14 protein-coding genes are annotated in these 25,742 nt (G+C 42.5%); 6 read left to right on the top strand and 8 right to left on the bottom strand.

The window, feature by feature from the left end; all coding sequences use genetic code 11:
- Positions 1–776 precede the first annotated feature (776 nt).
- The gene (locus tag RRG12_RS22535) at positions 777–899 is read right to left on the bottom strand and encodes a hypothetical protein (RefSeq protein ID WP_256091275.1); all 123 of its coding nucleotides are present in this window, start codon (positions 897–899) and stop codon (positions 777–779) included.
- A gap of 121 nt (positions 900–1,020) precedes the next feature.
- Here RRG12_RS22535 and RRG12_RS22530 point away from each other — a divergent pair, with 121 nt between their 5' ends.
- A complete protein-coding gene (locus tag RRG12_RS22530; protein ID WP_420760796.1) occupies positions 1,021–3,912 on the top strand; it encodes a beta strand repeat-containing protein in 2,892 nt (963 codons plus the stop codon).
- Positions 3,913–4,045: 133 nt separating this feature from the next.
- Here the strand turns inward: RRG12_RS22530 and RRG12_RS22525 are convergent, their stop codons facing one another.
- Entirely contained in the window at positions 4,046–6,151 is a 2,106-nt protein-coding gene (locus tag RRG12_RS22525) for an acylase (RefSeq protein WP_420760782.1), read from the bottom strand.
- A 447-nt stretch (positions 6,152–6,598) separates the two neighbouring features.
- On the opposite strand from RRG12_RS22525, the gene RRG12_RS22520 reads away from it, so the two are divergent.
- From RRG12_RS22520 to RRG12_RS22505, 4 genes are all read left to right on the top strand, one after another.
- Positions 6,599–7,630, top strand: a complete 1,032-nt coding sequence (locus RRG12_RS22520; protein ID WP_420760781.1) for a FecCD family ABC transporter permease — start codon at positions 6,599–6,601, stop codon at positions 7,628–7,630.
- Positions 7,627–8,667, top strand: a complete 1,041-nt coding sequence (locus RRG12_RS22515) for a FecCD family ABC transporter permease (RefSeq protein WP_420760780.1) — start codon at positions 7,627–7,629, stop codon at positions 8,665–8,667. The genes RRG12_RS22520 and RRG12_RS22515 overlap by 4 nt, the downstream gene beginning before the upstream one ends.
- 75 nt (positions 8,668–8,742) lie before the next feature.
- Positions 8,743–9,603, top strand: a complete 861-nt coding sequence (locus tag RRG12_RS22510; protein WP_420760779.1) for an ABC transporter ATP-binding protein — start codon at positions 8,743–8,745, stop codon at positions 9,601–9,603.
- 234 nt (positions 9,604–9,837) lie between these two features.
- Positions 9,838–11,658 carry an ABC transporter ATP-binding protein gene (locus RRG12_RS22505; RefSeq protein ID WP_069073544.1) on the top strand — a complete coding sequence of 607 codons (1,821 nt, stop codon included), beginning with the start codon at positions 9,838–9,840 and terminating at the stop codon, positions 11,656–11,658.
- Positions 11,659–12,066: 408 nt separating this feature from the next.
- Here the strand turns inward: RRG12_RS22505 and RRG12_RS22500 are convergent, their stop codons facing one another.
- The 4 genes from RRG12_RS22500 to RRG12_RS22485 form a co-directional block, all read right to left on the bottom strand.
- Positions 12,067–12,444, bottom strand: a complete 378-nt coding sequence (locus tag RRG12_RS22500) for a DUF1636 family protein (protein ID WP_420760778.1) — start codon at positions 12,442–12,444, stop codon at positions 12,067–12,069.
- 332 nt (positions 12,445–12,776) lie between these two features.
- Entirely contained in the window at positions 12,777–13,730 is a 954-nt protein-coding gene (locus RRG12_RS22495) for an iron-siderophore ABC transporter substrate-binding protein (RefSeq protein WP_420760777.1), read from the bottom strand.
- 14 nt (positions 13,731–13,744) lie between these two features.
- Positions 13,745–16,348: a TonB-dependent siderophore receptor gene (locus tag RRG12_RS22490; RefSeq protein ID WP_420760776.1), complete on the bottom strand. Its 2,604-nt coding sequence runs from the start codon at positions 16,346–16,348 to the stop codon at positions 13,745–13,747.
- Positions 16,349–16,448: 100 nt separating this feature from the next.
- Positions 16,449–17,447 (bottom strand): helix-turn-helix transcriptional regulator, encoded by a 999-nt coding sequence (locus RRG12_RS22485; protein WP_420760775.1) that lies wholly within the window; start codon positions 17,445–17,447, stop codon positions 16,449–16,451.
- Between the two features lie 533 nt (positions 17,448–17,980).
- On the opposite strand from RRG12_RS22485, the gene RRG12_RS22480 reads away from it, so the two are divergent.
- Positions 17,981–18,511, top strand: a complete 531-nt coding sequence (locus RRG12_RS22480; RefSeq protein ID WP_420760774.1) for a DM13 domain-containing protein — start codon at positions 17,981–17,983, stop codon at positions 18,509–18,511.
- Positions 18,512–18,651: 140 nt separating this feature from the next.
- Here RRG12_RS22480 and RRG12_RS22475 read toward each other — a convergent pair whose 3' ends face one another.
- Both RRG12_RS22475 and RRG12_RS22470 read right to left on the bottom strand, forming a co-directional pair.
- Positions 18,652–21,063, bottom strand: a complete 2,412-nt coding sequence (locus RRG12_RS22475; protein WP_420760773.1) for a single-stranded-DNA-specific exonuclease RecJ — start codon at positions 21,061–21,063, stop codon at positions 18,652–18,654.
- A 424-nt stretch (positions 21,064–21,487) separates the two neighbouring features.
- The gene (locus tag RRG12_RS22470) at positions 21,488–25,177 is read right to left on the bottom strand and encodes a DUF4912 domain-containing protein (RefSeq protein ID WP_420760772.1); all 3,690 of its coding nucleotides are present in this window, start codon (positions 25,175–25,177) and stop codon (positions 21,488–21,490) included.
- Positions 25,178–25,742: the final 565 nt, after the last annotated feature.

Below are 25,742 nucleotides of genomic sequence, written 5' to 3'. Positions count from 1 at the left end.
TCAGTACGCTATTTTTGGCAAAAGTAGACACCAGTGGTTTTTCGGCCCATCCCACAAAACTAGCAAAATCATCCCGCAAATATGCAACGCCATGTATTATTTTTGGCATTGCTTGAGTACGGATGGTTGTAAGTATTCTTAGCTAGCTTCGATTATGTCTGCGTTTGTAACTTTAGTAACCTCTAACAATTCTTGCTTAGATACAATATATTGCCATGCGTAGGCGTAGCCCGACCTAAACATCGCTTGATCTTCAATCAGCGCAAATAAGAAGGAAAATATGTATTTTTCTGATCAATCCTTCGAGCATTCTCAAAGTTAGCTGCCTTGAAAGCCTTCGCTCAAACTTATTTGTGACTGCTGCTGTCTGTAAGTTCTTGACCATCAATTTTCAAAATGTGAAGAACACACTACTAGCACATACATTTCTCGGCATATAATATAAAGAGTATGCAAAGATAGTTCTTTAGCTATAGACATCTAAGTAAATATTCAGTATTTAGTTAGTATCAGGTTATTTAGATGTTCTCTATTTTTAAGCAAAACGTTTACAGGCAATAGCCCACAACAAGGGTATAAAAATCCCTTTCCCTATCAATATATAGTTAACTGTTCTCTATTTCCAAGACAGTAGGACTAGTTCTGTCAAGGTGTTGTGTGAGTTTCAGGCATTTAAGCTTGATTTGACGACGTTTTTCAGCGATGCCTAAGTTGGGAATCATCGCTGCGACTATTCTATCAAGGATGGTTCTAAAAAGACTGACAACTGAAACAACCTATTTGAGTTCATCTACATGGTCATGACTTTGTACAGCTTGTGAAACTTTGATAAGTGTCACTTGCAAGCTAGTCAACAGAGTGGATTTTCGAGAAAAATTAGCGTCCTTCAAGGATGACATCAAATTATTCCGAAAGCTTCAATTCTCGGCGAATTCTTGTGTTTTGAAACGCACTAATTCAGGGCTGAGAACTAAAAATTACTGAAAAAACTGATTTAGGAAGGTAAAAGTTATGGCAAATATCATTGGAACTAACGGTAATGATGCTCTACTGGGCAGTAACGGCGCGGATACAATTAACGGTAAACCAGGTAACGATATAATCACAGCCAAGAAGGGTAATGATATCCTGACTGGTGGCGGTGGCAAGGATAAATTTGTTTATAACTTGGGTGACGGTACTGATACCATCACCGATTTTGGTGGCATTGGTAAAGGAACAAATCCAACAGCAGCAGTCATTGCCGAAGTGGATACCATCAAATTCCAAGGTGCTGGTTTGAGTGCCCGAAATCTACTGCTTACGCAGAATGGCAGCAATCTAGAAATCACCTTTGAAGGGGTGGATGGTGCCAAAGTTCTCCTCAACAACTTCAAATTAGAAAACTTAGAAAATCTGAATGCTTCTGGTACAAGACCAGCTATTGGCAATATCCTGTTTGATGGGCAAACTAGCATCACCGACAGTTTTGATGTCTTTGATGCCAATTCCACTCAAACTAGCCTGTTCAACAAAAACACAGTCACATTCCTCAATGACCTCTCCAACAATATTACAGGTTTAGACGACTCCAATGATGTCATCAATGGTCAAGGGGGTAATGACAAAATCGACGGTAAAAGTGGCAACGACCTTTTGAGAGGTGGTGCGGGGAATGATACCCTCCTTGGTGGTGAAGGCAATAATACTCTCCTTGGTGGTACTGGTGACGATAACTTGAGTGCTAATAGTTCAACAGGGGATAATTTGCTCTCTGGAGGCGATGGCAATGATACTCTCTCCGTCTCTGGCACTTACGACTACGAAGTAAATGTGGTGTCTGGCAATAATACCCTCAACGGTGGCGCTGGTGACGATTACTTGAGTGTTCACCTCTCAAGTAGCGATAACCTCCTGAATGGTGGCGATGGCAATGATTATATCTCCGCCTCTGAACGCGATCAAGGTTATGGCGATGAGGTGTCTGGCAATAACACCCTCAATGGTGGTACTGGTGACGATTATTTGGATGCTAGCTTTTCAATAGGCAAGAACCTACTAGATGGAGGTGATGGGAATGATTCTCTCTCCGTCTATGGTGCCTCTGGTAATAACACCCTTAACGGTGGCGCTGGTAACGATAGCTTAAGTGCTAGCTATATATCGAGAGGCGATAACCTGCTCTCTGGTGGCGATGGCAATGATTCTCTCTATGCCGATGGTGGCTTTAGCCGCAATCCTTCTGGTAATAACACCCTCAAGGGTGGCGCTGGTGACGATTACTTGAGTGTTGATCAATCAGAAGGCGATAACCTGCTCTCTGGTGGCGATGGCAATGATTCTCTCTCCGGCTCTACTTACGGCCGTACCTTGTTCGGAGGATCTTCTCAGAACACCACTGGCAATAACACTCTTAAGGGTGGTGCTGGTGACGATTACTTGAATGTTGATTATTCATCAGGCAATAATCTGCTCTCTGGAGACAATGGCAATGATTATCTCTCTGCCTCTGGCTACGAGTACGATGATGTCGGCGAAGGAAGCTATCGCACAGCGTCAGGCAATAACACCCTCAACGGTGGCGCTGGTGACGATCGCTTGATTGTTGACTCTTCATCAGGCAATAATCTACTCTCTGGTGGTGATGGCAATGATACTCTCTCGGCATTAGGTGACTACTATGGCAATGTGGTGTCTGGCAATAACACCCTTAAAGGTGGCGCTGGTAATGATAGCTTGAGTGCTGACGGTTCAGCAGGCGATAACCTACTCTCTGGTGGCAATGGCAATGATTATCTCTCTGTCTCTGGTGGCTACTACGATCCTGAAGTGTCTGGTAATAACACCCTTAAAGGTGGCGCTGGTAATGATAGCTTAAGTGCTTTCTTTTCAACAGGCAATAACTTACTGGATGGTGGCGATGACAAGGATAATCTTTCCGTCAATCTTGCCAGTGGTAATAACACCCTCAACGGTGGTGCTGGTGACGATTACTTGAGTGCTAATATTTCAACAGGGAATAACCTGCTTTCTGGTGGGGATGGCAATGATTCTCTCTTTGCCTCTGAGTTCGAGGGCTACAGGTTTGATAATACCAGTGGTAATAACACCCTCAACGGTGGTGCAGGTAAAGATTACTTGAATGTTAACTATTCACGAGGTGCTAATCTGCTCTCTGGTGGCGATGGCAACGATACTCTCTCCGGCTCTAGTTATGGTTACGGCTTCGGAGGATCTTTTTATAACACCACTGGCAATAACACCCTTAACGGTGGTGCTGGTGACGATAACTTGAATGTTGACTATTCATCAGGCAATAATCTGCTCTCTGGAGACAGTGGCAATGATTATCTATCCGCCTCTGGTTACCAATACGATAAGGACGGCAACGACGGCGAAGGAGTTTATCGCAGAGCATCAGGCAATAACACCCTTAATGGTGGTGCTGGTGACGATAAGTTAATTGTTGATTACTCAACAGGCAAGAACCTCCTGTTTGGGGGTGATGGCAATGATACCCTCTCCGCCTACGGTGCATTAGGCAATAACACTCTTAATGGTGGTTCTGGAAATGACTACCTCACAGGCGGTTTTGGCAATGACACCCTCTATGGAGGAGATGGTACTGATACCTTTGCCTTCAATAGTTACAATCAAGGTGTTGATCGTCTTTATGACTTCAACGCTACTAATGAACTGATTCAGGTATCGGCTACTGGTTTTGGTGGTGGGTTATCAATACCTTCACTTTCGGCTAGTCAGTTTACCCTTGGAACGTCTGCAACGACAAGCAATCAACGATTTATCTATGACAATATTACAGGTTCACTGTACTTTGACCAAGATGGTAGTGCGGGTGGATTTGCTCAGGTAAAATTTGCACAATTATCTGCTGGATTGTCATTAACCAAAAACAATTTTGTGGTTGTTTAATTGTAATTAGCACCAGCCCTTGCCCTGGCTGGTTCCCAGCCTCCAGGCTGGGAACCAATCCTGAGAGGCTCCGCCTCTAGTGGCTTGAGCAGAGGCAACACAGGATTTTGAGCTTATCTTCGTGCCATTCACCTTAGAATATTTTACGTTCTTCTAGATGGGCAAGAATATCTGAGCGATCGCGCCACACAGTCCGCAACTTTTTGTTGGCGAACATTTCTAACTGGTCGCTAATGTGCGGCGATCCGGGTTGAGTTGCATTACCATAGCTGGTGAGTGCCATTGCCCGTACAGGGTTGGAAAATTCAATTGCAGCCACATAGGAATCACCTCCAAATGCTTGGAACTGACCGTTTGCTCCAGGAGCAGAATTCAGTACCCGAAAAATTCCCAGGCTATCATCCCCACCATTACCAGGCAAATCCACATCACCCAACCGTAGCCGAAAAACCTGGCCCCACGGTACATCAATTGCCCCATAAGTCTTTTCTACCTCTGCTGCGGCTGCTTGCAGAGTTGCAACTGCACTTTCAGGATTAGCTAAACCATCGGGTGTAGTGCGTGGAGAATTTTCATTCCAGGGTTTACTAAACGTCTTATCCCAGTCCAGTTGTTGAACCCAAAAAGCAAATAATACTGCTCCGCGACTATCTGCATCAGCTTGCCGATCCCAGGCTTCTAAAACATTTGCTGCTTTTTGCCCTAAGTCCTGACCGTACTTGCGTGCAGCCGGAATTAAATCATCCAAAATCCGATCAGCTAGTTCCATACGGGTAGAGTGCTTGTATGCAACCATTTCATCAAAAGAGATTTTGTCATCCTCAGCCAACATCCTTACAGAACGTTGGGAGCGGAAACCCATGAAACGAGGTGCCATGTAAGGCGGGTAATTATCTGCTTTAATGGCGGCTGGAAATGTAGTTGTCCAAGGTGGGTCATTTGTATTTTGCAACCAGCCACTCTTCGGATCAACTATGCGCGGTAAATCTTGGTAAGGATGAATTTTTGTCCACAAGGTTTTAGATGTATTTCCTGGGATTATGCCTTCCCAATATTTAAAATCACCACTAGAACGCACCGGAACTTGACCGTTAAATAGGTGCATAATATGCCCTTCTCGATCCGCATACATCACCGTAAACATTGGCAATTGCAAGCGCTGGAGCGTTTTTTCAAACTGGTTAAGGTTTTTTGCTCGTGCCATATCCCACCACTGCTGGAGTACACCTGGTCGATCAAGACCTGCAACTCTTAGTGCTATGGCTTTACCATTTTTCTCGGCTACTATAGGCCCGTGGACAGAACTTTTCACTACTAATGGTTGCTCTTGTAAGGAGCCATCTTTCTGCTTCACCTTCAAGGAGAGGGTTTTTGTCTGAAAGTTACGAACTTTGTCATCAAACCGGTATCCATTCCCGGCCAGTGTGAGTTCATAAATATCCCAACCATCATAAGTATTAACAGTGTGAGTCCAACCTAAGTTGTTATTGAATGCGATCGCTAATACGGGAATACCTACAAGTGTTGCTCCATAAGCATCTATTCCGGGTGCGGTGATTTGGGCTTCATACCACAAAAATAAATCTGACCAAGGTAGATGTGGGTTCGCTAGCAACATAGCATTCCCATCAGCAGAATGACTTGGTGCGATCGCCCAACCATTAGATCCTGCTTGCAACTTTTCTTTGCTCAGACCTAATACTTGCTCAGGATTGACCACAAAGGTGAAATTGAGTACCCGATGTAAGTGAGCCATGACATCTTCTGCCTTGACTGGTAGCACCACCTCAACTTGATCATCAATTAAGTTAGGATTTTGTTTTGCATAAGCATTGATCCCAGTAGCAAAAGCATCGAGATAACTACGAAAAGTTGGACTCTGTGCCTTGTACCAAGAACGAGCACGTTCTGGTACTCCCGCAGTTTGTACCCAACGATCTGATTCCAGGTATTCCTCTCCCCAATATTCCGCCGCGCGTCCTCGTGCTTGACCATAGAGACGCAAAAGTAAATCTCCATGACTTTGCATTTGTGCCCAACCAAAGGCATAAAATGCACTCTGGTCATCTTTTCCGTAAATATGCGGTACACCGTATGTATCCCATAATATCTCTGTGGATTTTGTTGGTACAGCCACAGCGCGGCTTCCGATAAACAAAACCAGTATTAAGCTGAGTATTAAGGGTAAAACGCGTATTGATTTTCTTTTGTAAACTCTGAGTAAAGTATCAATCCTCATTAACACCACCATTTACAGATGTAACGACTGGGGATTAGGGATTGGGGATTAGGGATTGGGGAATGGGCATTGAAAAGAAGCTGAGGGGCGGGGTGCTGCTCTTGCTGATGAGAAAACTTTTCTCCCTGCTCCCTTACTTCGTCCCCAGTCCCCAGTCCCCAGTCCCCAGTCCCTAATTCCCAATCCCCTCTCAACACACAAGTAACTTTGACAAAGCAGATTTAAGCCGATCTCACAATACCACTTTGTTGAGAAAATATATCAAAACTGTAATGACATCCCTTATTCCGTTTAAAAAATGGAAAAAGGCTGCATGATCATGTAATCTATATATTTATCAAGAAAGATTATCAATTCTAATGATTAAAAAGCTGTTAAATATTGAGAGTGCCTATTGAAAAGAACTAACCAGCAGAGCGTAATAGTTTCAAATGACGGCAGGATCAAATGATAAAAGCAACTACACTCTCACCTAGAGAATTGAAAAAGCCACCCATTACAGCCTTCTTTGGTCTGGTTTTGGGAATATGTATGCTACTAATTTGCTTGGTGTACAGTGTGACGCTAGGTGCAGCAGAAATACCTCTAGGTAAGATTTTGACATCTTTTCTAGCCTTTGATGGTTCATACGATCACTTAGTTATTCAGACTGTGAGATTACCGCGATCGCTAATTGCTATCCTTGTAGGTTCATCTCTGGCTGTATCGGGAGCATTGATGCAGGGTTTAACGCGAAACCCTTTAGCAGATCCAGGTATTCTGGGTATTGAATCGGGAGCCGCGCTCTTTGTAGTTGTCGCAACTTTTATTTTTGGTAGCTCATCCCTAAGTGTTTATGCTCTTGCGGCATTTCTAGGTGCGGGAGTAACAGCGGTGTTAGTTTACATCCTTGGTTCTCTGGGACGGGGAGGAGCCACCCCACTGAATCTGACAGTAGCAGGAGCAGCGTTAACTGCTCTGATTTCTTCCTTCACCACTGGTATCCTCATTGTCAGTCAACAAACACTCGAAGAAGTGAGATTTTGGTTAGCTGGTTCATTATCTGGTCGAGATTTTAATTTATTCTTACAACTACTGCCTTTCGTCGGCATCGGATTAGTAGTAGCTTTTGCCCTCGGCAGACAAATTACCACTATGAGTTTAGGTGAAGATGTCGCTAAAGGTTTGGGTCAGCAGACAGCTTGGATCAAAATATTGACCGCTATCAGCGTAGTTTTACTAGCAGGAAGTTCCGTCGCTCTTGCAGGGCCAATCGGCTTCATTGGTTTAGTCGTTCCCCATATAGTGAGATTTTATATTAAAGCCGATTATCGTTGGATATTACCTTATTGTGCAGTTTTAGGTGCTATCTTACTCTTGGTCGCAGATATTGCCGCCCGTGTATTGCTCAAACCACAGGAGTTACCTGTAGGTGTAATGACAGCAATAGTTGGCGCTCCTTTTTTTGTCTACCTGGCTAAGTCGAAGGTGAAAAAATGAGTTTTGATTGGCTAGTCATTCGTTCTCCGGCGATATCTTTCCGAATTGACCGACGTGTACCAATCATACTGCTATGTTTGGCAGTAGCGATCGCAGTGGCGATGGTGATCAATGTCGGGCGTGGTGAATATCCAATCTCGCCTTTAGATATCGTGAAAACTATATTGGGTTTAGATACAGGAAACCCAGACCATCAATTCGTGATTCAAAATCTGCGTCTACCCCGCACCCTTGTAGCTTTTATGGTGGGAATGGCGCTGGCAATTTCTGGTACTATTTTCCAAGGGCTGACGCGTAATCCATTGGCTGACCCAGGTATTATCGGCATCAATGCTGGGGCGAGTCTGGCAGCAGTTATAGTAATTGTACTATTTCCATCAGCACCAATTTATACCTTGCCTTTGTCGGCTTTTGCTGGTGCATTGCTGATGGCGATTTTAATTTACTCGCTGGCTTGGAATAACGGTAGTTCCCCGATTCTATTAATTTTAATGGGTGTTGGTCTATCTGCGATCGCCAGTGCCATAACCAGCTTAATGATTACCTTTGGCGAAATTAATGACGTTAGTAATGCTTTGGTTTGGTTAGCTGGGAGCGTCTACGGCCGGACTTGGGAGCAAGTCTTTTCTCTGTTACCTTGGTTAATTGTTTTTGTCCCAATGGCTTTGACACTAGCAAGGCATTTGAACGCTTTAAATTTAGGAGATGATGTCGCCAAAAGTTTAGGTAGTCAAGTGGAATGGCAACGTGGTTTACTCGTGCTGGTGGGTGTAGCCTTAGCAGGTGCGGGAGTCGCCACCGCCGGAAATATTGGTTTTATTGGTTTAATCGCACCTCATTTAGGACGACAGTTGGTAGGTGGAACCCATGAAGGCTTGATTCCTACTTCCGCCCTCTTGGGGGGAGCAATTGTTGTGATAGCAGACTTGCTAGGAAGAACTCTGTTTGCACCTATCGAACTTCCTTGTGGAATCGTAACTGCTGCTATTGGCGCTCCTTATTTTCTTTATTTATTAATTCGTAACCGCAAAAAATAAAGGATTGGGGACTGGGGACTTGCTAAAAATCATATTTTATCAATCCAAAATCTAAAATCTAAAATGGTTTCACTTATGAAAGGACTCTCAACCAAAAGTCTGTCTTTAGCTTACGATGGTGCGCTGATTATCCGTGACCTAAATTTAGCAATCCCCACCGGACAAATTAGTGGTTTAGTTGGTGCTAATGGTTGTGGTAAATCAACGTTATTACGAGGTTTAGCAAGATTACTCAAACCCCGTGGCGGTACAGTATATCTTGATGGAACATCTATTTTTAATCTTTCCACCAAAGAAGTAGCACAGCAGTTAGGTATTTTGCCCCAAGGGCCAGTAGCGCCGGAAGGGTTAACAGTGCGAGATTTGGTAGCACAAGGACGTTATCCTTATCAAAATTGGTTGCAGCAGTGGTCGGAAAAAGATGAAAAAATCGTGCAGCAAGCACTAGAAATTACAGATTTGTTGAAATTAGCAGATAGAGCATTAGATACTTTGTCTGGTGGACAACGACAAAGAGCTTGGATTGCAATGGCATTGGCACAAGATACAGATATTTTACTTTTAGATGAACCGACTACTTTTTTAGATTTGGCGCACCAGATAGAGATTTTGGATTTATTGTATGAGTTGAACCAAAATCAGGGACGGACAATTGTGATGGTGCTACATGATTTAAATCAGGCGTGTCGTTATGCTGATTATTTAGTTGCAGTCAAAGATGGTCGAATTTTTGCTGCTGGGGAACCAAAGCTAGTGATGACTCAAGAAATGGTTCAGGAGGTTTTTGGGTTAGAGTGTCAAATTATCCCTGACCCAGTAGTAAAGACACCGATGTGTGTACCGATAGGACGCAAGGGAAAAGTAAATAATAAAAAGGAGTCAGAATTCAGAATTCAGAATTCAGAATACTCTATCCATGAAGGGATAGAGTTTTAAATGAGTGAAAAAAAATTCATCCTAGTTTCGCGCCACTTGCGGGCCAGGTTTTAAATCAATATTCATTACCCAGTCGTACAGAATTCATACTGAATTCTGACTCCTGAGTTCTGAATTCTTCCTATAAATTTTCTGCAATGACTGATTAGATTTCTACTAAAGACATTGCTTAAAAATACACTTTCTAGTGCAGATTATTTTAACTCACATTCACCTAACTACAAACAACAAACAGTGACAATCACATCACAATCTCCTAGAGTATCTAAAAATCGTAGTAATTCAGCCCATCCTTTACAACGCTTGCTCAACTATGGCAGCCAATATCGTCAACAAATTTGGCAAGCAACAACATTTTCGATCATCAATACACTTTTAGACTTAGCACCACCGTGGTTGATTGGTACTGCGGTAGATATTCTCGTAAAGCAGCAAGATTCTCTAATTGCAAAGTTGGGAATAAAAGATGTATTTTCACAATTTTTATTGCTTTCTATTGTCACTGTCATTATTTGGATATTTGAATCACTTTCTCAGTACGCCTATGATAGAATTTGGCGTAGTCTAGCTCAAAATATCCAGCATAGTTTACGCTTAGATACTTACAATCATGTCCAAGAATTAGATTCAGCTTACTTTGAAGAAAGCAGCACTGGTCGTTTGATGTCAATTTTGAATGATGATATCAATCAGTTAGAAGATTTTTTAAACTTTGGAGCTAATGATATCATCCAGATTAGCACCTCAATCATTATTTTAACTGTTGGTGCTTTCTTTGTTTTACCTCCTTCCATTACCCTAGCAGTAATGTTGCCCATGCCATTTATTGTTTGGGGTTCATTTACTTATCAAAAGCGTCTGGAAGCCCGTTATGCTGAGGTGCGGGAAAAGGTAAGTTTTTTGAATTCACGATTGGCAAATAATCTTAGTGGAATTAACACAATTAAAAGTTTCACTGCTGAAGATTATGAAAGCGCTAGATTAGCAGGAGATAGCGAAGCATATAGAAAAAGTAACAACAAAGCAATTAAACTTTCTGCCGCATTTGTGCCCTTAATTAGAATGTTAGTTTTAGTAGGGTTTACAGCCTTATTATTTTGGGGAGGGATGGCGGCATATGCTGGTCAAATATCTATTGGTAATTACAGTGTTTTACTCGTTTTAGTACAGAGATTATTGTGGCCATTAGTCACATTAGGAGAAATATTCGACAAATATCAAAGGTCAATGTCTTCTGCCAATCGGATTATGAATTTGTTAGATGCTCCCATCAATATTATTAGAGGAAATATATCTTTAAATGTCGCTCAGGTACGTGGCGAAATTGACTTTAAGCAAGTAACTTTTGCTTATCAAAATAGAGAACCAGTAATTAAAAAACTATCTTTACATATTCCCTATAGCAAAACTATTGCTATTGTTGGGTCTACAGGTTCCGGGAAAAGTACCTTAGTTAAATTACTACTGCGATTTTATGATATTTCTTCTGGAACAATTACTATTGATGGTATTGATATCCAAAAATTAAACTTACGCGATTTGCGTCGCAGTATCGGTTTGGTTAGCCAAGACGTATTCTTATTTCATGGTACGGTTGCTGAAAATATCGCCTATGGTACTTTTGATGCTACCGATGAACAAATAATTGCAGCTGCGAAAATTGCCGAAGCTGATGATTTTATTATCCGTCTACCCCAAGGTTATGAGACAATGGTTGGTGAGCGGGGTCAAAAATTATCTGGTGGACAACGCCAAAGAATTGCGATCGCTAGGGCTGTTTTAAAGAATCCACCAATTTTGATTTTAGATGAAGCCACCTCAGCAGTGGATAATGAAACTGAAGCTGCTATTCAGCGTTCTTTGGAACGCATCACTGCTAATCGAACGACAATAGCCATAGCTCATCGTCTTTCCACTATCCGCAATGCTGATTGTATTTATGTGATGGAATATGGAGAATTCGTTGAGTCGGGAACACACGAAAAATTGTTGGAGAAGAATGGAATTTATGCTGGTTTGTGGAACGTGCAATCGGGAATGAAAAATCTTGGTTAGTAGGGAAATGAATTAGATTAATAGCGATCGCAATCCTCTGGAAGTAGCGGGTAAGTGCGATTCCTGATGATCCGATAATTTAGAGGTTGCTTGAAAAGGGTTATTGCTGTGACTTAGGGGGATCTAAAATTTTTGATACTGAAAATAAGACTTTTCAAACATCCTCTTATACAGTTTCTTTATGAAGCTGCGGTGTAAACACAAGTCTGGAGTAGTTTACGAATCTGGTTTTTACCCCACCCTAACCCTCCCCTTGGAAAGGGGAGAACTGGATTTATTTTCCCCCCTTTCCAAGGGGGGATTAAGGGGGGGTAACTTGTGTATATACCGCCTTACCAAGAGGGGTTCATAAGGCGCATCTTCATACAGAATTGGTATTAGAGTCAAATCAAACATATCTTACCAAAGCTATGATTTTGCAGGCGGAATTTGCGCGAAAATCTTAGACTGCAAAAGTTCGGGAAATTTTTCCCAAACTATGCCACCTTTACGACTCTTGATATACAGTTGCATAAATTCTATTAACGCTGCTGAACTTTCTTCTGGGGAAAGATTGACAAATAGATAGGTGGGTTTCTCGTGGCTAGATACAGATACAACACAGCCTTGACTGCAAGCCCAAAGACATCCTACAGGCTGAATTTCTAGTTCGTCAGGATGGAATTGTTGGTTACATAAACTATTTAGTTTGTCAAGTAAAGTATTTCCATCAAAAGGCGGATTTTCTGGTCGTTCTTCAGATGAACGATGGCAGGCTTTGCAGACGAATAGCGTGTGTTTAGTCATGGGTTAAGGTGTGTTGACTGGGTATTTAAATAAATCATCAATTACGGCATCAGCCGCAAGCAAAACTGACTCTCTCAAGGTTGATACTTTTACTAAGTAAACATGATTTTTCTGAACGGTTTTAAGCGTTTTGCATAGTGGTTTTTGTTTGAGTTATTTCAATTATTTTTCATTGTCATCTTCATAAATTCTTCTAAATATAATATCACCGTCTACTCCTATAGTTATTCTTCAGGAATAAAAAGGTATATCTTTGTAGTAAAAACATCTTGCTTCATCAGAAAAATAGTAGCCGGATTTACAGACGAATATGATATGTTCGGGAAATTGAGTTAGTGAGCATTGACTAGATATTTAAATAAGTCATCAATAACTGCATCAGTTCCTAGCATATTTGTTGCAGCCCATGCCATAAAATCAACATAATAAACGTGATTTTCTTGAACAGCTTTAAGTTTTTTCCAAAGTGGCTCCTGTTGTTTTTTTGCCAGAAATTTATTGCCATTTCTCGAAAAAGTTGTCACAAATAAAATATCGCCATCAGCTTTTTCTAATTCCTCCAAAGAAATAGGAAAAGCTCCATAGGTTGAATCGATATTTTGTGAGGCTGGACGCTGCAAAAGTGCATCACTGATAATGGAGCCAGGAAATGAGTTTTTGGAATCAATGTATATCTGCTCACGTCCAACAGTTACAAAGGATATTTTTTTGCCTTGATAGCGATTTCCCAATGCTAATTTTAGCTTTTCTATTCGCTGATAGTAGCGATCCCAAAGTGCTTTTTCAGCCTCTTGCCTCCCCAAGGATTCAGCTACAAAACTCAGATGTTTTTGCCAGCTTATGTAATCAATCTCACCTAATACTGTAGGAGCAATTTTAGATAGTAAAGGATAAATTGGCTTGAACCAATCTACACCAATAATTAAATCTGGTTTGAGTCGTAACGTTGCTTCTAAATTTGGTTGTGAAAGTCCAAGTAATTTTATTCCATCCGTTTCACCATTAATGGATGTCAGAGAGTTTCCCTCTATGTAAATTTCGTTAGTTGTCCCGATGGGTTTAACCCCAAGTGCTAAGACATTGCCTAAAGTACATGAGGATAAGGTAATAACACGCTGGGGGTTAACGGGAACACAGGTTTCCCCCATTGTGTGTTTAACCATGCGACATTCTGCGGTTGGTTGTTTAGGTAAAGATGATATATTTTGAGATGTGTGGAGATTGCAAGCTGTAACTAGAGTAAATCCGAAGATGCCTAATATTAGCCAGTAAGAAAAATGTCGCATGATTGTCTCAATTATTAAAACTGCCAAGAAATAGTTCCTTGAACTGTAAAAGGTTGTCCATAATAAACACGATTACCTAGTGAGCTTTCAAAATAGTCTATGTCAAATAGATTTTTGAAGTTGAGTGCGGCTCTGAATCGATCTTGTTTGTAGAAAATAGAGGCATCAGTCCGAAAATAGCTAGGTACAGTATAAGTGTTATCAAAATTAGCGCGATCGCCTACAAAAAACAAGCCTATTCCCGCCCCTAAGCCTTGTAAGTTACCTTTTTGAATTTCGTAGCTCGTCCACAAGTTGAAAGAATGATTGGCACTATTTGACAATCGGTTGCCTGGTGTCAAAGTATTATCTTTCGTAATGCGGGCATCGATATAAGCATAGCCAGCAAAAATATTCCATCCTGGTAAAAGTTCACCCGCCAGATTCAGTTCAACCCCTTGGCTATTCTGCTCACCTACTTGGATAGAAAAGTTTGGTCTGTTAGGATCTTCTGTCGTGACATTGGTACGGGTTAAATCAAATAAGGCTAGGGTTGCGGAAAGGCGATCATTCAAATCTGCTTTTACCCCAACCTCATACTGATTACCGCGTTCTGGCTCGAAGGAAGAGTCAACACCAAAAAAGTATGAGCCGCCTGGTGGAGTGAATGAACTTGTGTAACTGGTATAGAGAGAGATAGCGGGGATGGGTTGATAGACAATGCCAAAACGAGGACTGAATGCACTATCTGTCCCACTGCTTTCTGTGTTACTGATTAAATCTTCATATTTTCGATCAATCACGTCAAACCGCCCACCTAATAGCACTTTCAAGTTATCTGTCAGGGAAACTTGGTCTTGCAGATAAATTCCTAATGAGTTCGTCTGCTGTCGAACTGCAAAAGAAGAAGGGACTTGTACTCCTCGCGGTTGACCATATATAGGATTGAAGATATCAATTGATGCCGCCTCGAATTCATCAATTGGTGGATTAAAGTTGTCAAAACGATTTAAATCAAACCCAAATAGTAGCTGATGTTGAATTGAACCTGTGGAGAACTTACCGATTAGATTAGTCGTCATCGCATAATTTTTATTTTCAGAAGATCCTTCTGACGCTGAACGCCTCCAAGTTCGATTATCTGGTTCTAAACCATTAGAATCGGTGCGGCGTTGAAAGAGATCACGAAATACAAACCTCAACGCATTGTTTAACGACCAATTTTCGTTAAACTTATGGTCTAGCCGATATCCAAGCCTGATAATTGTCTGCTCAATGCTATCAGAAGGTTCAAAAAGGTTGAGATTACGGGACACTTTCCCGTTTGGATTAGGTAATAAACTACCAATCACAGGTACGCCAGATGCGATCGTATCTCTTGTTGTGATGTATTCTGCTTCCAAGTTCAGGTTAGTTTTCTCGCCAAGTGCTACACTAATTACAGGCGATATATTGAAGCTTTCACCATTAAAGAAATCAACAAAGCTACCTGAATTTCTGTAGGCTAAGTTGAGTCTATATAAGACTGTCTTCGAGTCATTTAGCGGCCCCGATAAATCAACCGCACCTCGATAAAAACTATAGCTGCCAATAGTTGCTTCAACAGCATAAAAAGGGTCGGGCAAAGGACGTTTAGATATGAGGTTGATACTTCCCCCTGGATTACCCAAACCAAATAAAACTGATGCAGGGCCTTTGAGAACTTCGACTCGCTCAATACTGGAAAGTTCACTCACCTGTCCAGCCAATGTGTCAATGAGTCCATCTCTCAGAAGATTCGTTTCTGTTGCATCAAATCCGCGAATGCTATAGAAAGTAAATGGGCCAAAGTTAAAACTCTGATTGACACCAGCAACATTTCTGAGCGCATCGTCTAAACGAGTTACCTGTTGGTCGCGCAATACTTCTTGTGGTACTACTTGAATTGATTGGGGAATGTCACGCAAAGGTGTATCAGTTTTTGTCCCAGTCGTAGTATTTGTTACACTATACCCATCTTCCTCACCCGTCACCACTAACTCAATTGGCTCATCCTGCTGTGCTGCTGGTTCCTCTTGCGGTGTCTCACTTGCTGGCTTCTGTGGTATTTCCGGTGGCTGTGTCGCCGTTGCAGCAGGTGTTATCCCAAAAATTAAACCTTCATCACTATCAAATAAATCAACTTTGGGCGAACTTATCTCACCTGTCACCGTTAACCGGATAGTATTTGCATCGATATTGGTTACGGTGACCCCTGTAATTCCACTGACAGGATTTTCTTGACGAAACTCACTACCAGATGCCAAACTTAACTGAGCATTGGGAATATCTGCAATAAAATTATTCCCTTCACTCTTAATTACAGGCTGCAACTTATCTGAACCTGTATTCTCTAAAATTACTTCTAGTTCCTTGTCTGTTGGCCTTAGCTTTACACCTGTTACCTGAATTATCCCTTGGGCAAGCCACTGATTAACCGTAGTCGCTGAACGCTCAATTTCGTTTAAACGAAGAATTTTCTGATTACTTTTAACCGTAGTTGCCACAGGAGACGTATTTGGATCAGAATTAGTAAAACTTGCTTCTGCCCCAGCTGGCAAGGCAACCAATCCCAAGAAAGAGCCAAGCATCAATACCTTCAACCAGCAATAATTTGACATCAATGCTCACACCATTAATAAGAATTAGTTTCAATAAATTACAGCAAAAATCGGTGTGGTAGAAGTCTCATCCGATAGGTAGACGGAATTTTTTCGATAGCTAAACGGAATTTTTTTGCAGTTTTTGGTATTCCTTGGGGTTCATGCCAAACTGTTTGCGGAATGCAGCCGCAAACGGACTGCGACTGTTGTAACCCATTGCATGAGCAATTTCGGTAATTTTCATCTCTCCTGTGTCTAGCAGTTGTCTTGCTTGTTCAAGTTTGTAGTGACGCAGATAGCCAAATACTGTTGTTCCAAAACAGGAACGAAAGCCGCGTTTAAGGGTGCATTCATTTAAACCAACTCGTCGCGCTAATTCATTCAAAGATAGTGGATTGTCCAACCGTTGCAGTAAAATTTCCCTAGCATGGTGAATTCTATCTACTACATCTGGTTGCAAAGATTGAATATTGCTTTTACCATCACGAATCTCAATCTCTTGCCCTAGAAGCATTCCCATTAGTTCTAGCACTTTCCCCTCTAAGTATATACGTTTAGCAATTCCTCGATAGGGACAATGCAAAATTTGCTGTGCAACTCTCTGCATGGGTAGGGTTGCAGTGCCACAACGATGGTACTTTAGCTGATCATAGGGTCGAATTAAGTGCTGTAACTCTTTTGGTAGTTGACCTTCACTATTCCCAGCAAAGGAACGCAGCAACTCAGGCTGTATTGTAAATTCAACCTCAAGGAATGGCTGTTCATGATAAGATTCGGATTTTATTTTAGGAGTTAAACCACTGCCGTGGAAAATATACTGTCCGCCACGGATGGATGTATATTTATCTTCGTGTCCCCCTGAAAAATGGAAGTGGTAATGTAGCGAATGTTCTGTTTCTGGGCATTCAAAAATTGTGCGATCGCACAATCGCAAGTCACCAATGCATAGATCCAATCCTGGACGCAGTTGGATTTCCCGCCAGTAGCCCTTTCCCAGTAACCTTGGGTAATTATAGATCAGATCCAACCCATCATCGGGGTCTGGATGTTGGGAACTATCAACCTTTCCCTGATGCAGTAACTCATCGAAGGCTTGGTTGGAGATGGAGATGGTCATAGTTAATACCACTGAGATTAAAGTAAAATTTATAACAAAAGTTTATACAAAAGGACTAAACCTAAGTCAAATTTACTTGGAGATAAATAAGAAATATTTCTAATATTGTTGCATAAAATTACTAGTACAATTACCTTAATCTCTCACCGATGGTCGCGGAATGTCTGTTTAAGTTTGTCCTTATCTCCAGAGGCTCAATGAATACATCCCAGGCGACAGCCCAGGAAGCCATACAGTTCAGATAAGACCAAAACACTTGTAGAGACGGCGATTTATAGCGTCTTGAAAACCCACAATTTTGTACAATTAGCCCTTAACCCAAGCCTATTGCTCCAGGAACGACTTAAAGGATTCAAGCCTTGAAAGTTTAGATTTTGCTGAGAAATCCATAAGAATTTTTTAAACAAAATCTCAGCTTTCTAGATATTAATCCTTAGATATGCATAATTTTTATACTAATTATTCAAGCAATAATTGGTTCAAAGTTCAACTCAAAAGCTATATTGTTGATTAATTATTGAGGTATTTAAATCATGAAATTCAGAATTTTATTAATCCTAAGTTTTTCTTCTATTGTTATGGTTAGCTGTACTCCAGAAGTATCAAGTAATCAATCTAAGGAAAGTGCGATCGCTGTGAATACATCTGTTCCTACATCTTCAACTCCGGCGAAGTCTTTAGCCTCCTCAGCACAATCTCAAAGGTCAACTGCTACTAAGTCAGGCACTTTTGTTTCTGGAGAACATACAACTCAGGGAACAGTCAATATTACAACCAAAGACGGTAAATCATTTCTAGAGCTTGAACAGTCATTTAAAACCTCTGAATCAGGCCCGGATTTAGTAGTAATTTTGCATCGTTCAGATAATGTAATTGGTTCAACTAAGCCACCAGCTTATTCTTTAAAAAATGGAGATTATATCATTATTGCTCCATTAAAAAAATATAGCGGCGCTCAAACATATTCTATTCCTAATAATATCAATTTAGCAGATTACAAATCTGCCGCTATCTGGTGTCGCAAGTTCAATGCTACTTTTGGTGCTGCTAATTTGAGTAGTTAACTCATTCCCCGGCTTCAAGTCGGGGGATTTCGAGTCATTGGTCATTAGTCATTGGTGCTAATGACTAATGACTAATGACTAAATCGGCGGGCGGCTATCCCGGACACCCCTCAAAGGGATGGGATTCCCGCCGATTTTCGTTAATTGTCGTAGCTGGCGATCGCAATAATAGTAGATAAAGGCACTTCCGCAAAATACTGTTGCTGAAATTGTTCTTCTCGGACAGCAGCTAAAAATCGTGCAACGGCTGCGTCAGCAAGGTTTTCGGCACTATCGCTTGGATGCCAGGTGATTTGCAAAGAACGGTCTTGTCGTGTAACTGTAAACCCTAAATATTTTAAAGCTTTGATTCCGACAAGTAAGGTTTGGTCGCTGATGCCAATTTTCTCTAAAAGTTGTACGCGGGTAACTAGTTGATTTGTGCGACTGAGATATTTGGCAATTCCTACAAGAGTTAGCCAAATTTGATTAGGTGGTTGGTGCTTGGGTTTAGACCAAGCGATCGCTAATTGTTGCTGATTTTCAACCCCAGATCCAGAGCGGCTTGTCATTAAACATCGCCGCAACCACATACGTAAATCATCCCAATTAGTGGGACAATCTTCAATAATCCAGTGCTGAGTGCTGTTAGCGGTAGCTGCTGAGTATTCCTGATTTCGCAAATCTAGGATGAAGGGTGTTAGCGATAGCGGGGCGTTAAGTGCTGAATTAACAGAAGAACGCACAGCAATTAATCTGATTTCATAACGTTTTTTGAAGGTGTTGTAGTCTAATTCTGCTATGCAATCACACCTTCCTATGGGCAATTCATCTTTGTAGTGTCCCCACCATATACCAGGAAAAGCACTTCTGCTGGAATCATCTCGAATGTCAAACTCAGTTTTAATGTACTGTACCTTTTTCCCTTGCCAATCCTGCTGATTGCGATGCCAACTATTTTCAAACCAGCAGTTTTGAATTAGCAATTTTGGAACAGGATTACCCATTCCACAAGGTTCTAGTAGTTTCAGTTCTAAAAATAACTCTTTCCCCAAATCTGCGACTGTCACCGTCAAGTCTGCTTGTACGGTTGGTGTTAGAGTTGTGCTACCTAAAGTTTGCCGCAACTGCTGATTAATCGCCGCTGTAAATAAAGGAATATTCTCTACCAATAAACTCAAACCCGCTGCAAAGGGATGTCCCCCAAAACGGTGTAACAAATGTGCTTGGTCTTTTACCAATTGGTATAAATCGACCGAATTCACCGAACGGGCAGAACCACGAGCGACGAGGGATTGGGGATCGGGGATTAGGGATTGGGAAGAGTCTTCTCCAGTACCTAGTCCCCAGTCCCCAGTCCCCAATCCTTCCGTGCTTAACAAAATCGTTGGGCGACCTGTTTCTTGTGCTACCTGTCCGGCGACTAAACCCAATACACCCGCAGGCCATTGGGCATCTTCTAGGACTATGACGCTGGTGGTTGATAAGTCTAATTGGGTGAGTTTTTGCGCCACTTGTGCTTGCACATCTTTTTGTAAAGATTTGCGGCGGGTGTTGGCGAGTTCTGTAACTTCGGCTAGTTCGTTACAACGTTTGGCATCGCGGCTAGTTAATAATTCAACGCAGAAACTAGCATCACCTTGAATGCGGCTAACGGCGTTAATTCTTGGCCCCAAACCAAAGGAAATATCTGTGGGGCGATCGCCATTTTTCTGGCACAATTCTAATAATCGCCCTACCCCTGGACGTCGCCGCGCTGCTGGTGGCTGTTTAAAATCTTCTTGCAGTCGTTGAATTCCCATCTGCGCTAAGTAGCGGCAATCTCCACTTAACTGCACTAAGTCGGCAATTAATCCAACTGCAACTAAATCTAATAAATCCTCTAACGGATATTTTGCAACATTAGGCAGAGTTTGATACAGTGCTTCCACCAACTTATAAGCTACCGCCACCCCAGAAAGATTAAATAGCTGATGTTCCCTTGGTAAATAGCGGGGATTGATAATTGCTGCGACGGGTGGACGTTCGGCGGGTAAGGTGTGATGGTCTGTAACTATTACATCTATACCTAACTGTTTGGCATAGATAATTTCCTCAAGGTTTGTGCTACCTGTGTCGCAAGTAACTATTAATTTGCAACCTTGTTTTGCTAAGTTATCAATTCCTTGCTGATTAAGTCCGTGGGATTCTTTCAGGCGATTGGGAATATAGTAAGTTAATTGAGTATTTTGAGCGAAAAACTGCCCCAATCCGTCCCAAAGTACAGATGTGGCGGTAATGCCATCGGCATCGAAGTCTCCCCAGATGGCAATTATTTCTTTAGTATTGCGTGCTTGTTGCAATCGGGCGATCGCCAGCTGCATTTCTTGCCCAAACTCAAAGGGACTCTTTGGTTGATAAGCTTTATGGTTGACAAAAGCTGTTAATTGTTGATTATCTTTAATTCCTCTTTGCCACAACAATTGTGCTGCATACAGTCCACTTGATGCAGGTGTATACTGTTTCACTGCTTGGATAAACCACTCTGGTGGTTGTTCACTTGCAGATATAATCCACTGCTGTTGTTCTGGCATATAAATACATCTTGGTAATGAAGTCCAAACCCTGGATTTACCCCCCTTAATCCCCCCTTGCCAAGGCTACCGTGTATACACAACTCGAATTACCCCCCTTAATCCCCCCTTGGAAAGGGGGGAAACCGGAAAATCTAGTTCCCTCCCCTTTCCAAGGGGAGGGTTAGGGTGGGGTAAAACCCTGGTTAATCAGCTATTTCAGACTTGTGTATACACCGTAGCCTTGCCAAGGGGGGAAATATCTGGCTCTCCCCCTTGGCAAGAGTTAGAGGGGGTCAGAAGGACTTGTATGTACACCGTAGTCTTGCGAAGGAGGAGTTGGGGTCAGAAGGACTTGTGTGTACACCTTAGCCCCAGGGGATTAAGGGGAGCCAGTGCGGTCTTCCCCAAGTAGAGCATCTGGCGTGTGGGGTGCAGGGTAATGTTAGCTTTCGGAAGTTTCCTGGGAGAACCTCTTATGGATAGTTCTTGTGGATTCTCCATCAGCAGCTACCGTTATGAGATAGTCCATTAAACCATCTGAGAAGGGGAGACGTAAGTGGAAAGTACCATCGGGTTTGATTTTGATGGAATGACCACCAATGTTTACGCTTGTATTTGGTTGGGTTGCTCCGTGAATAATCAACTCAGCATCGGCCACAAACCAAAAATCTCCGTGGGGATGACTGAAGACACGAACGTTAGGTGAACGGGCTATGAGTAACCAGCGTAGTTTACCGCCGTAGGCATCGCCATTAGCGATATAGCCAATTTCAACCATGTAGTCGCGATCGCTAACAGGAATTGCCACAAAGCGATCGCGTGCTACCTCTTCACATTCATACTGCTGTACAAGCTGGGGACTTTGATAACTCAAGTCAATCTCAGTTACATCGTAGAGCCGCACTACCAATTGGGAACCACCCTGTTGATGCAGCATTTCCTTTTGAGCCGGGGAAATGTACCAAGATACATAAGCCCATTTGGGAGTGCGGGGTGTGAGCGCAATATAGCTCTCTTCTTCACTGCTCTCTTCTTCACTGCTCTCTTCTTCTACATCTACCAAATCAATAGCTGTTTCGCTTGTTAACGCTACATCTTCAACGGTGGGATCTGTGGTGGGATCTGGATAGACAGGACTGAAAACACGAACGATCGCTGACTGGGCGATGAATAACCAGCGATCGCCATCAGCGACATAGCCAATTTCAGCTATGTAATCGCGATCGCTGATGGGAATTTCCACAAAACGATCGTGTGCTGTCTCTTCACATTCATACTGCTGGACAAACTCAGGACTTTGATAACTCAGGTCTATCCCAGTAACATCATAGAGCCGCACTAGCAATTGAGAGCCGCCCTGTTGTTGCAGCGCTGCTTTCTTGGTTTCGGAAATCTCCCAAGAGACTTCAGCCCATTGAGAAGTGCGGGGTGTGAGTACAATACTGCTCTCTTCTTCACTGCTCTCTTCTTCACCGATCTCTTCTTGGACACCTACCAAGTCAATATCTGTTTCATCTGCAATTGCTACATCTTCAACTATGGGATCTGGATAGATCGGACTGAAGACACGAACAATAGCTGAACGGGCAATGAATAACCAGCGTTCGCCATCAGCAGCATAGCCAATTTCAGCTATGTAGTCGCGATCGGTGACGGGAATATCCACCAGACCATCGTCTGCTGTCTCTTCACATTCATACTGCTTTACAAGCTGAGGACTTTGATAACTCAGGTCAATGCCAGTCACATCGTAGAGCCGCACTACCAACTGATAGCCGCCTTGTTCTCGTAGCGCTGCTTTCTTGGCTTCGGAAATCTCCCAAGAGACATAAGCCAATGTATAAGTATGTGGTGTGAGCACAATATTGCTCTCTTCATCTGCATCTACCAAACTAATACCTGTTTCGGCTGCAATTGGCTCATTGTCAACCGTAGTATCAGTTTCTCCTTGGGCATCTGATCCCAAAGTGGTAGCCCAGGCTCCCATCCCTGCACCTGCTGCTAAAGCCGCAGCGGTGGCAAAGTCTGTGGAGTCAGCTTCAGCCACACCTTCCCCAATAGTCGGTTCTGCTGGAGATGTTTCTTCTGGAAAATCGATGGTGGGTTCGGCTGCATCCGCCACCACATTCAATACATCTTCTGGAAATGGAAATTCTGGCAAATTTAGCAGTGAGGATGTTTCTGTCGCTGACGGTTCCACATCATCTGCGACATCGGCTGCAACTTCCCCAGACTCCGGTAAGGGAAATTCATCTACTGAGTCTTCAGTTGAGGTAATACTATCTAGCCAGTTCAATTCTGCCTGAAGTTCCTCATCTATCTGATCTTCATTAACTTCTGTGTCCCAATACGCAAAACTAGATGTTGCTTCTGGCACATCTGGTAATTCTGGAAGTGGGTCTTTCACCTCAGATGAAGGAAGTTCTACATCAGATGTTTCTTCTGGAATATTAGCCAGATGAGGATATGGAGTATTAACTACCGCAGCTGGGGCTTCTATGTCCCATGCAACTTCATCAGACTCAGGATTGCTGTCCTCAGTATAATTGTCTAGCTCAATTGTCTCATCAAGCGGGACTATTTCTGTTTCTTTGTTAGTAAAGGCAGGCCAGGTAGCCGCCCCGATACCCGTTGCTAGAGCCGCACCACCAGTTAAAGCTGCGGCTCCTAAGTTGTTATTGTTATTTTGCGATCCATTAGCAACACCTGAAGTTGTGCCTTCATACAGGTTAGAAGTGCCATTAGTTGCCTCTTGGACTAAATTTGATGTCCCCTGAGTAGCATTCTGGGTCAGGTCAGATTGTGTTTGAGCATAGATGTTGAAAGGAGTGCGATCGGGGGTTTCTTGCTCTTGGAATTGCGGTACTGGTTGCTCCTCAAGCATCGCTCCATTCAGGGAGGAAGCTGTGCTGGCATCGAGAACCGTTGTTTCTCCATCCTCTGTGTTGGGTGGATGAGGATTTGATTCTGGTAAGTTGTCTGTTTTCTCTGTGGGTAATGAGCGTTTTCCCAGAGTCCACCATAGTAAGCCTCCAGCTACACCCAGAAAAAAGACAGGTAGTAGCAACCAAATTGGTGTTTCTTTATTGACAATTGGACTGTTTTGTGGAGGTGCAGCCGCCACAAAGGGCTGTTCGCCAAATACAGAAGCACTGGCACTAGGGGAAGGCGTAGCTGCTGGTGTTGTCTCGGCACTGGGGGAAGCAGCTACAGCAGGTTGTAATACCCTGGTTGCGATCGCCTCTGCTTCAACAGTCATCGCTTGTTCTATAGCCTGTTGTCCTGGGGGTGCTAGGGTAAAGCCGAGAAAATCTACTGTGGTTAAGTTAGGATTTTTTTTGTAAACGTAAACTAAAGGTTGCGAGAAGGGATATCTAGCATCATCTGGCAAGGCTTGATGTAATTGCAGAACTCGCACATCTTTCAACTTCGATACCTGATTAGCTAATACATAGCTGATGCCATCTTTGCCTAGTTCTTTGATGACTTCTGCGGTATCATCCTCAGTTAGTTGGGTAGCATTGGCTCCTGTCGCAAACTCAGCCGTCTTAAAGGCTGGATAGGTACGAAAAGTATTGCGAGTTTCACTTGTATTAGGGTGATCGATTAACCTAATCTTCCCTGAAGGCCCTCCCAGTTGTGACCAATTTGTAATTTGTCCCCGAAAAATCCGGGCGAATTGCCTACTAGTCAAGCTTCCTTTGAAAGGATTTTCTGCACCAACTACGATCGCAATCTTTTCACGGCGCAAGCGAACTTGCTCTAGTCCTTGGGCTTTTTCTGCTGGCGTCAATCCACGCCCCATTGCTACTATGTCAACTTTGCCATCTAGCAAATTTTTCAGCGCCGTATCAGTGCCGTTAGCAGCAACTTCAACTTTTGTGCCAGCAAACTGTTTTTCAAAACTTTCTTTCAGGCTTTGGTTGATTGCACCCAAGCTATTTGAACCGTCAATCCGCACTGTTGATCCATTCTGCACTGTTTGTGGCAGTGCAAAAGAGGGAGTTTCAGGTGTAGATTGTGCCAGCATGGGTTCTGATCCCATCAAAGTTGCTGCCATTGGGGTCGTAGCTAAGGCAACCCATAATACCAGCCTGACTATCGAAGTATCTTTTTTTTCTTGTTGCCACATATGCCCATTATTAAAGTAAAAAATAGAAAGCCTGCCAGTCCTAAATCGCGATCTTTTTAAGGATGATGGAGGAGACGCGCTAATTATACATCTGAGTTATCTTTAGTTCTAATTACTTCAAATTACTTGTACTGTTTTATACTTCGTTTTAGCTTGCATAGGATGATAATTTATACTTTAATTGCCAAAGTCTGTTTACTATAAATTCTTCTAAGTTATATTGCAACTTATACCAAGTTAGTAGCTTATGGCCACAATTATGAATTATTGAATTACTAAAACTGGTAAAGTGTAGCAAATTCAATATTTTTTAACAATATTATTTTCAGTAGTACTGAGTTCTGAGTATCCTCTTGTCTTAAATAAGTACTCATGCAGGACTTACGCAAATAAAAGCCGAAATACCCTGCGGGTTTGCTGAAAGCGTTCTCGCAAGTGTAGCTGCTTCTCTAAGAGAGGCTGCGTCAACGCGTAGCTTGCTTCTTTGCAGGAGTATGTGTCTATTGAGTACTCCGCTTTGTTTTTTACGATTTAATTCATCCCCCGGCTTCAAGACGGGGGATTT

Source organism: Nostoc sp. CALU 546 (assembly GCF_048836525.1).
Note: the sequence above shows the minus strand (reverse complement) of the source record. Positions and strands in the feature narration are given on the sequence as shown.

What these genes read in the sequence shown, in the direction of transcription:
- RRG12_RS22485 (WP_420760775.1), bottom strand. Translation starts at nt 17,447, where the DNA reads ATGACCATCTCCATCTCCAACCAAGCCTTCGATGAGTTACTGCATCAG.
- RRG12_RS22500 (WP_420760778.1), bottom strand. Translation starts at nt 12,444, where the DNA reads ATGACTAAACACACGCTATTCGTCTGCAAAGCCTGCCATCGTTCATCT.
- RRG12_RS22490 (WP_420760776.1), bottom strand. Translation starts at nt 16,348, where the DNA reads ATGTCAAATTATTGCTGGTTGAAGGTATTGATGCTTGGCTCTTTCTTG.
- RRG12_RS22510 (WP_420760779.1), top strand. Translation starts at nt 8,743, where the DNA reads ATGAAAGGACTCTCAACCAAAAGTCTGTCTTTAGCTTACGATGGTGCG.
- RRG12_RS22480 (WP_420760774.1), top strand. Translation starts at nt 17,981, where the DNA reads ATGAAATTCAGAATTTTATTAATCCTAAGTTTTTCTTCTATTGTTATG.
- RRG12_RS22520 (WP_420760781.1), top strand. Translation starts at nt 6,599, where the DNA reads ATGATAAAAGCAACTACACTCTCACCTAGAGAATTGAAAAAGCCACCC.
- RRG12_RS22535 (WP_256091275.1), bottom strand. Translation starts at nt 899, where the DNA reads ATGTCATCCTTGAAGGACGCTAATTTTTCTCGAAAATCCACTCTGTTG.
- RRG12_RS22475 (WP_420760773.1), bottom strand. Translation starts at nt 21,063, where the DNA reads ATGCCAGAACAACAGCAGTGGATTATATCTGCAAGTGAACAACCACCA.
- RRG12_RS22495 (WP_420760777.1), bottom strand. Translation starts at nt 13,730, where the DNA reads ATGCGACATTTTTCTTACTGGCTAATATTAGGCATCTTCGGATTTACT.
- RRG12_RS22470 (WP_420760772.1), bottom strand. Translation starts at nt 25,177, where the DNA reads ATGTGGCAACAAGAAAAAAAAGATACTTCGATAGTCAGGCTGGTATTA.
- RRG12_RS22515 (WP_420760780.1), top strand. Translation starts at nt 7,627, where the DNA reads ATGAGTTTTGATTGGCTAGTCATTCGTTCTCCGGCGATATCTTTCCGA.
- RRG12_RS22525 (WP_420760782.1), bottom strand. Translation starts at nt 6,151, where the DNA reads ATGAGGATTGATACTTTACTCAGAGTTTACAAAAGAAAATCAATACGC.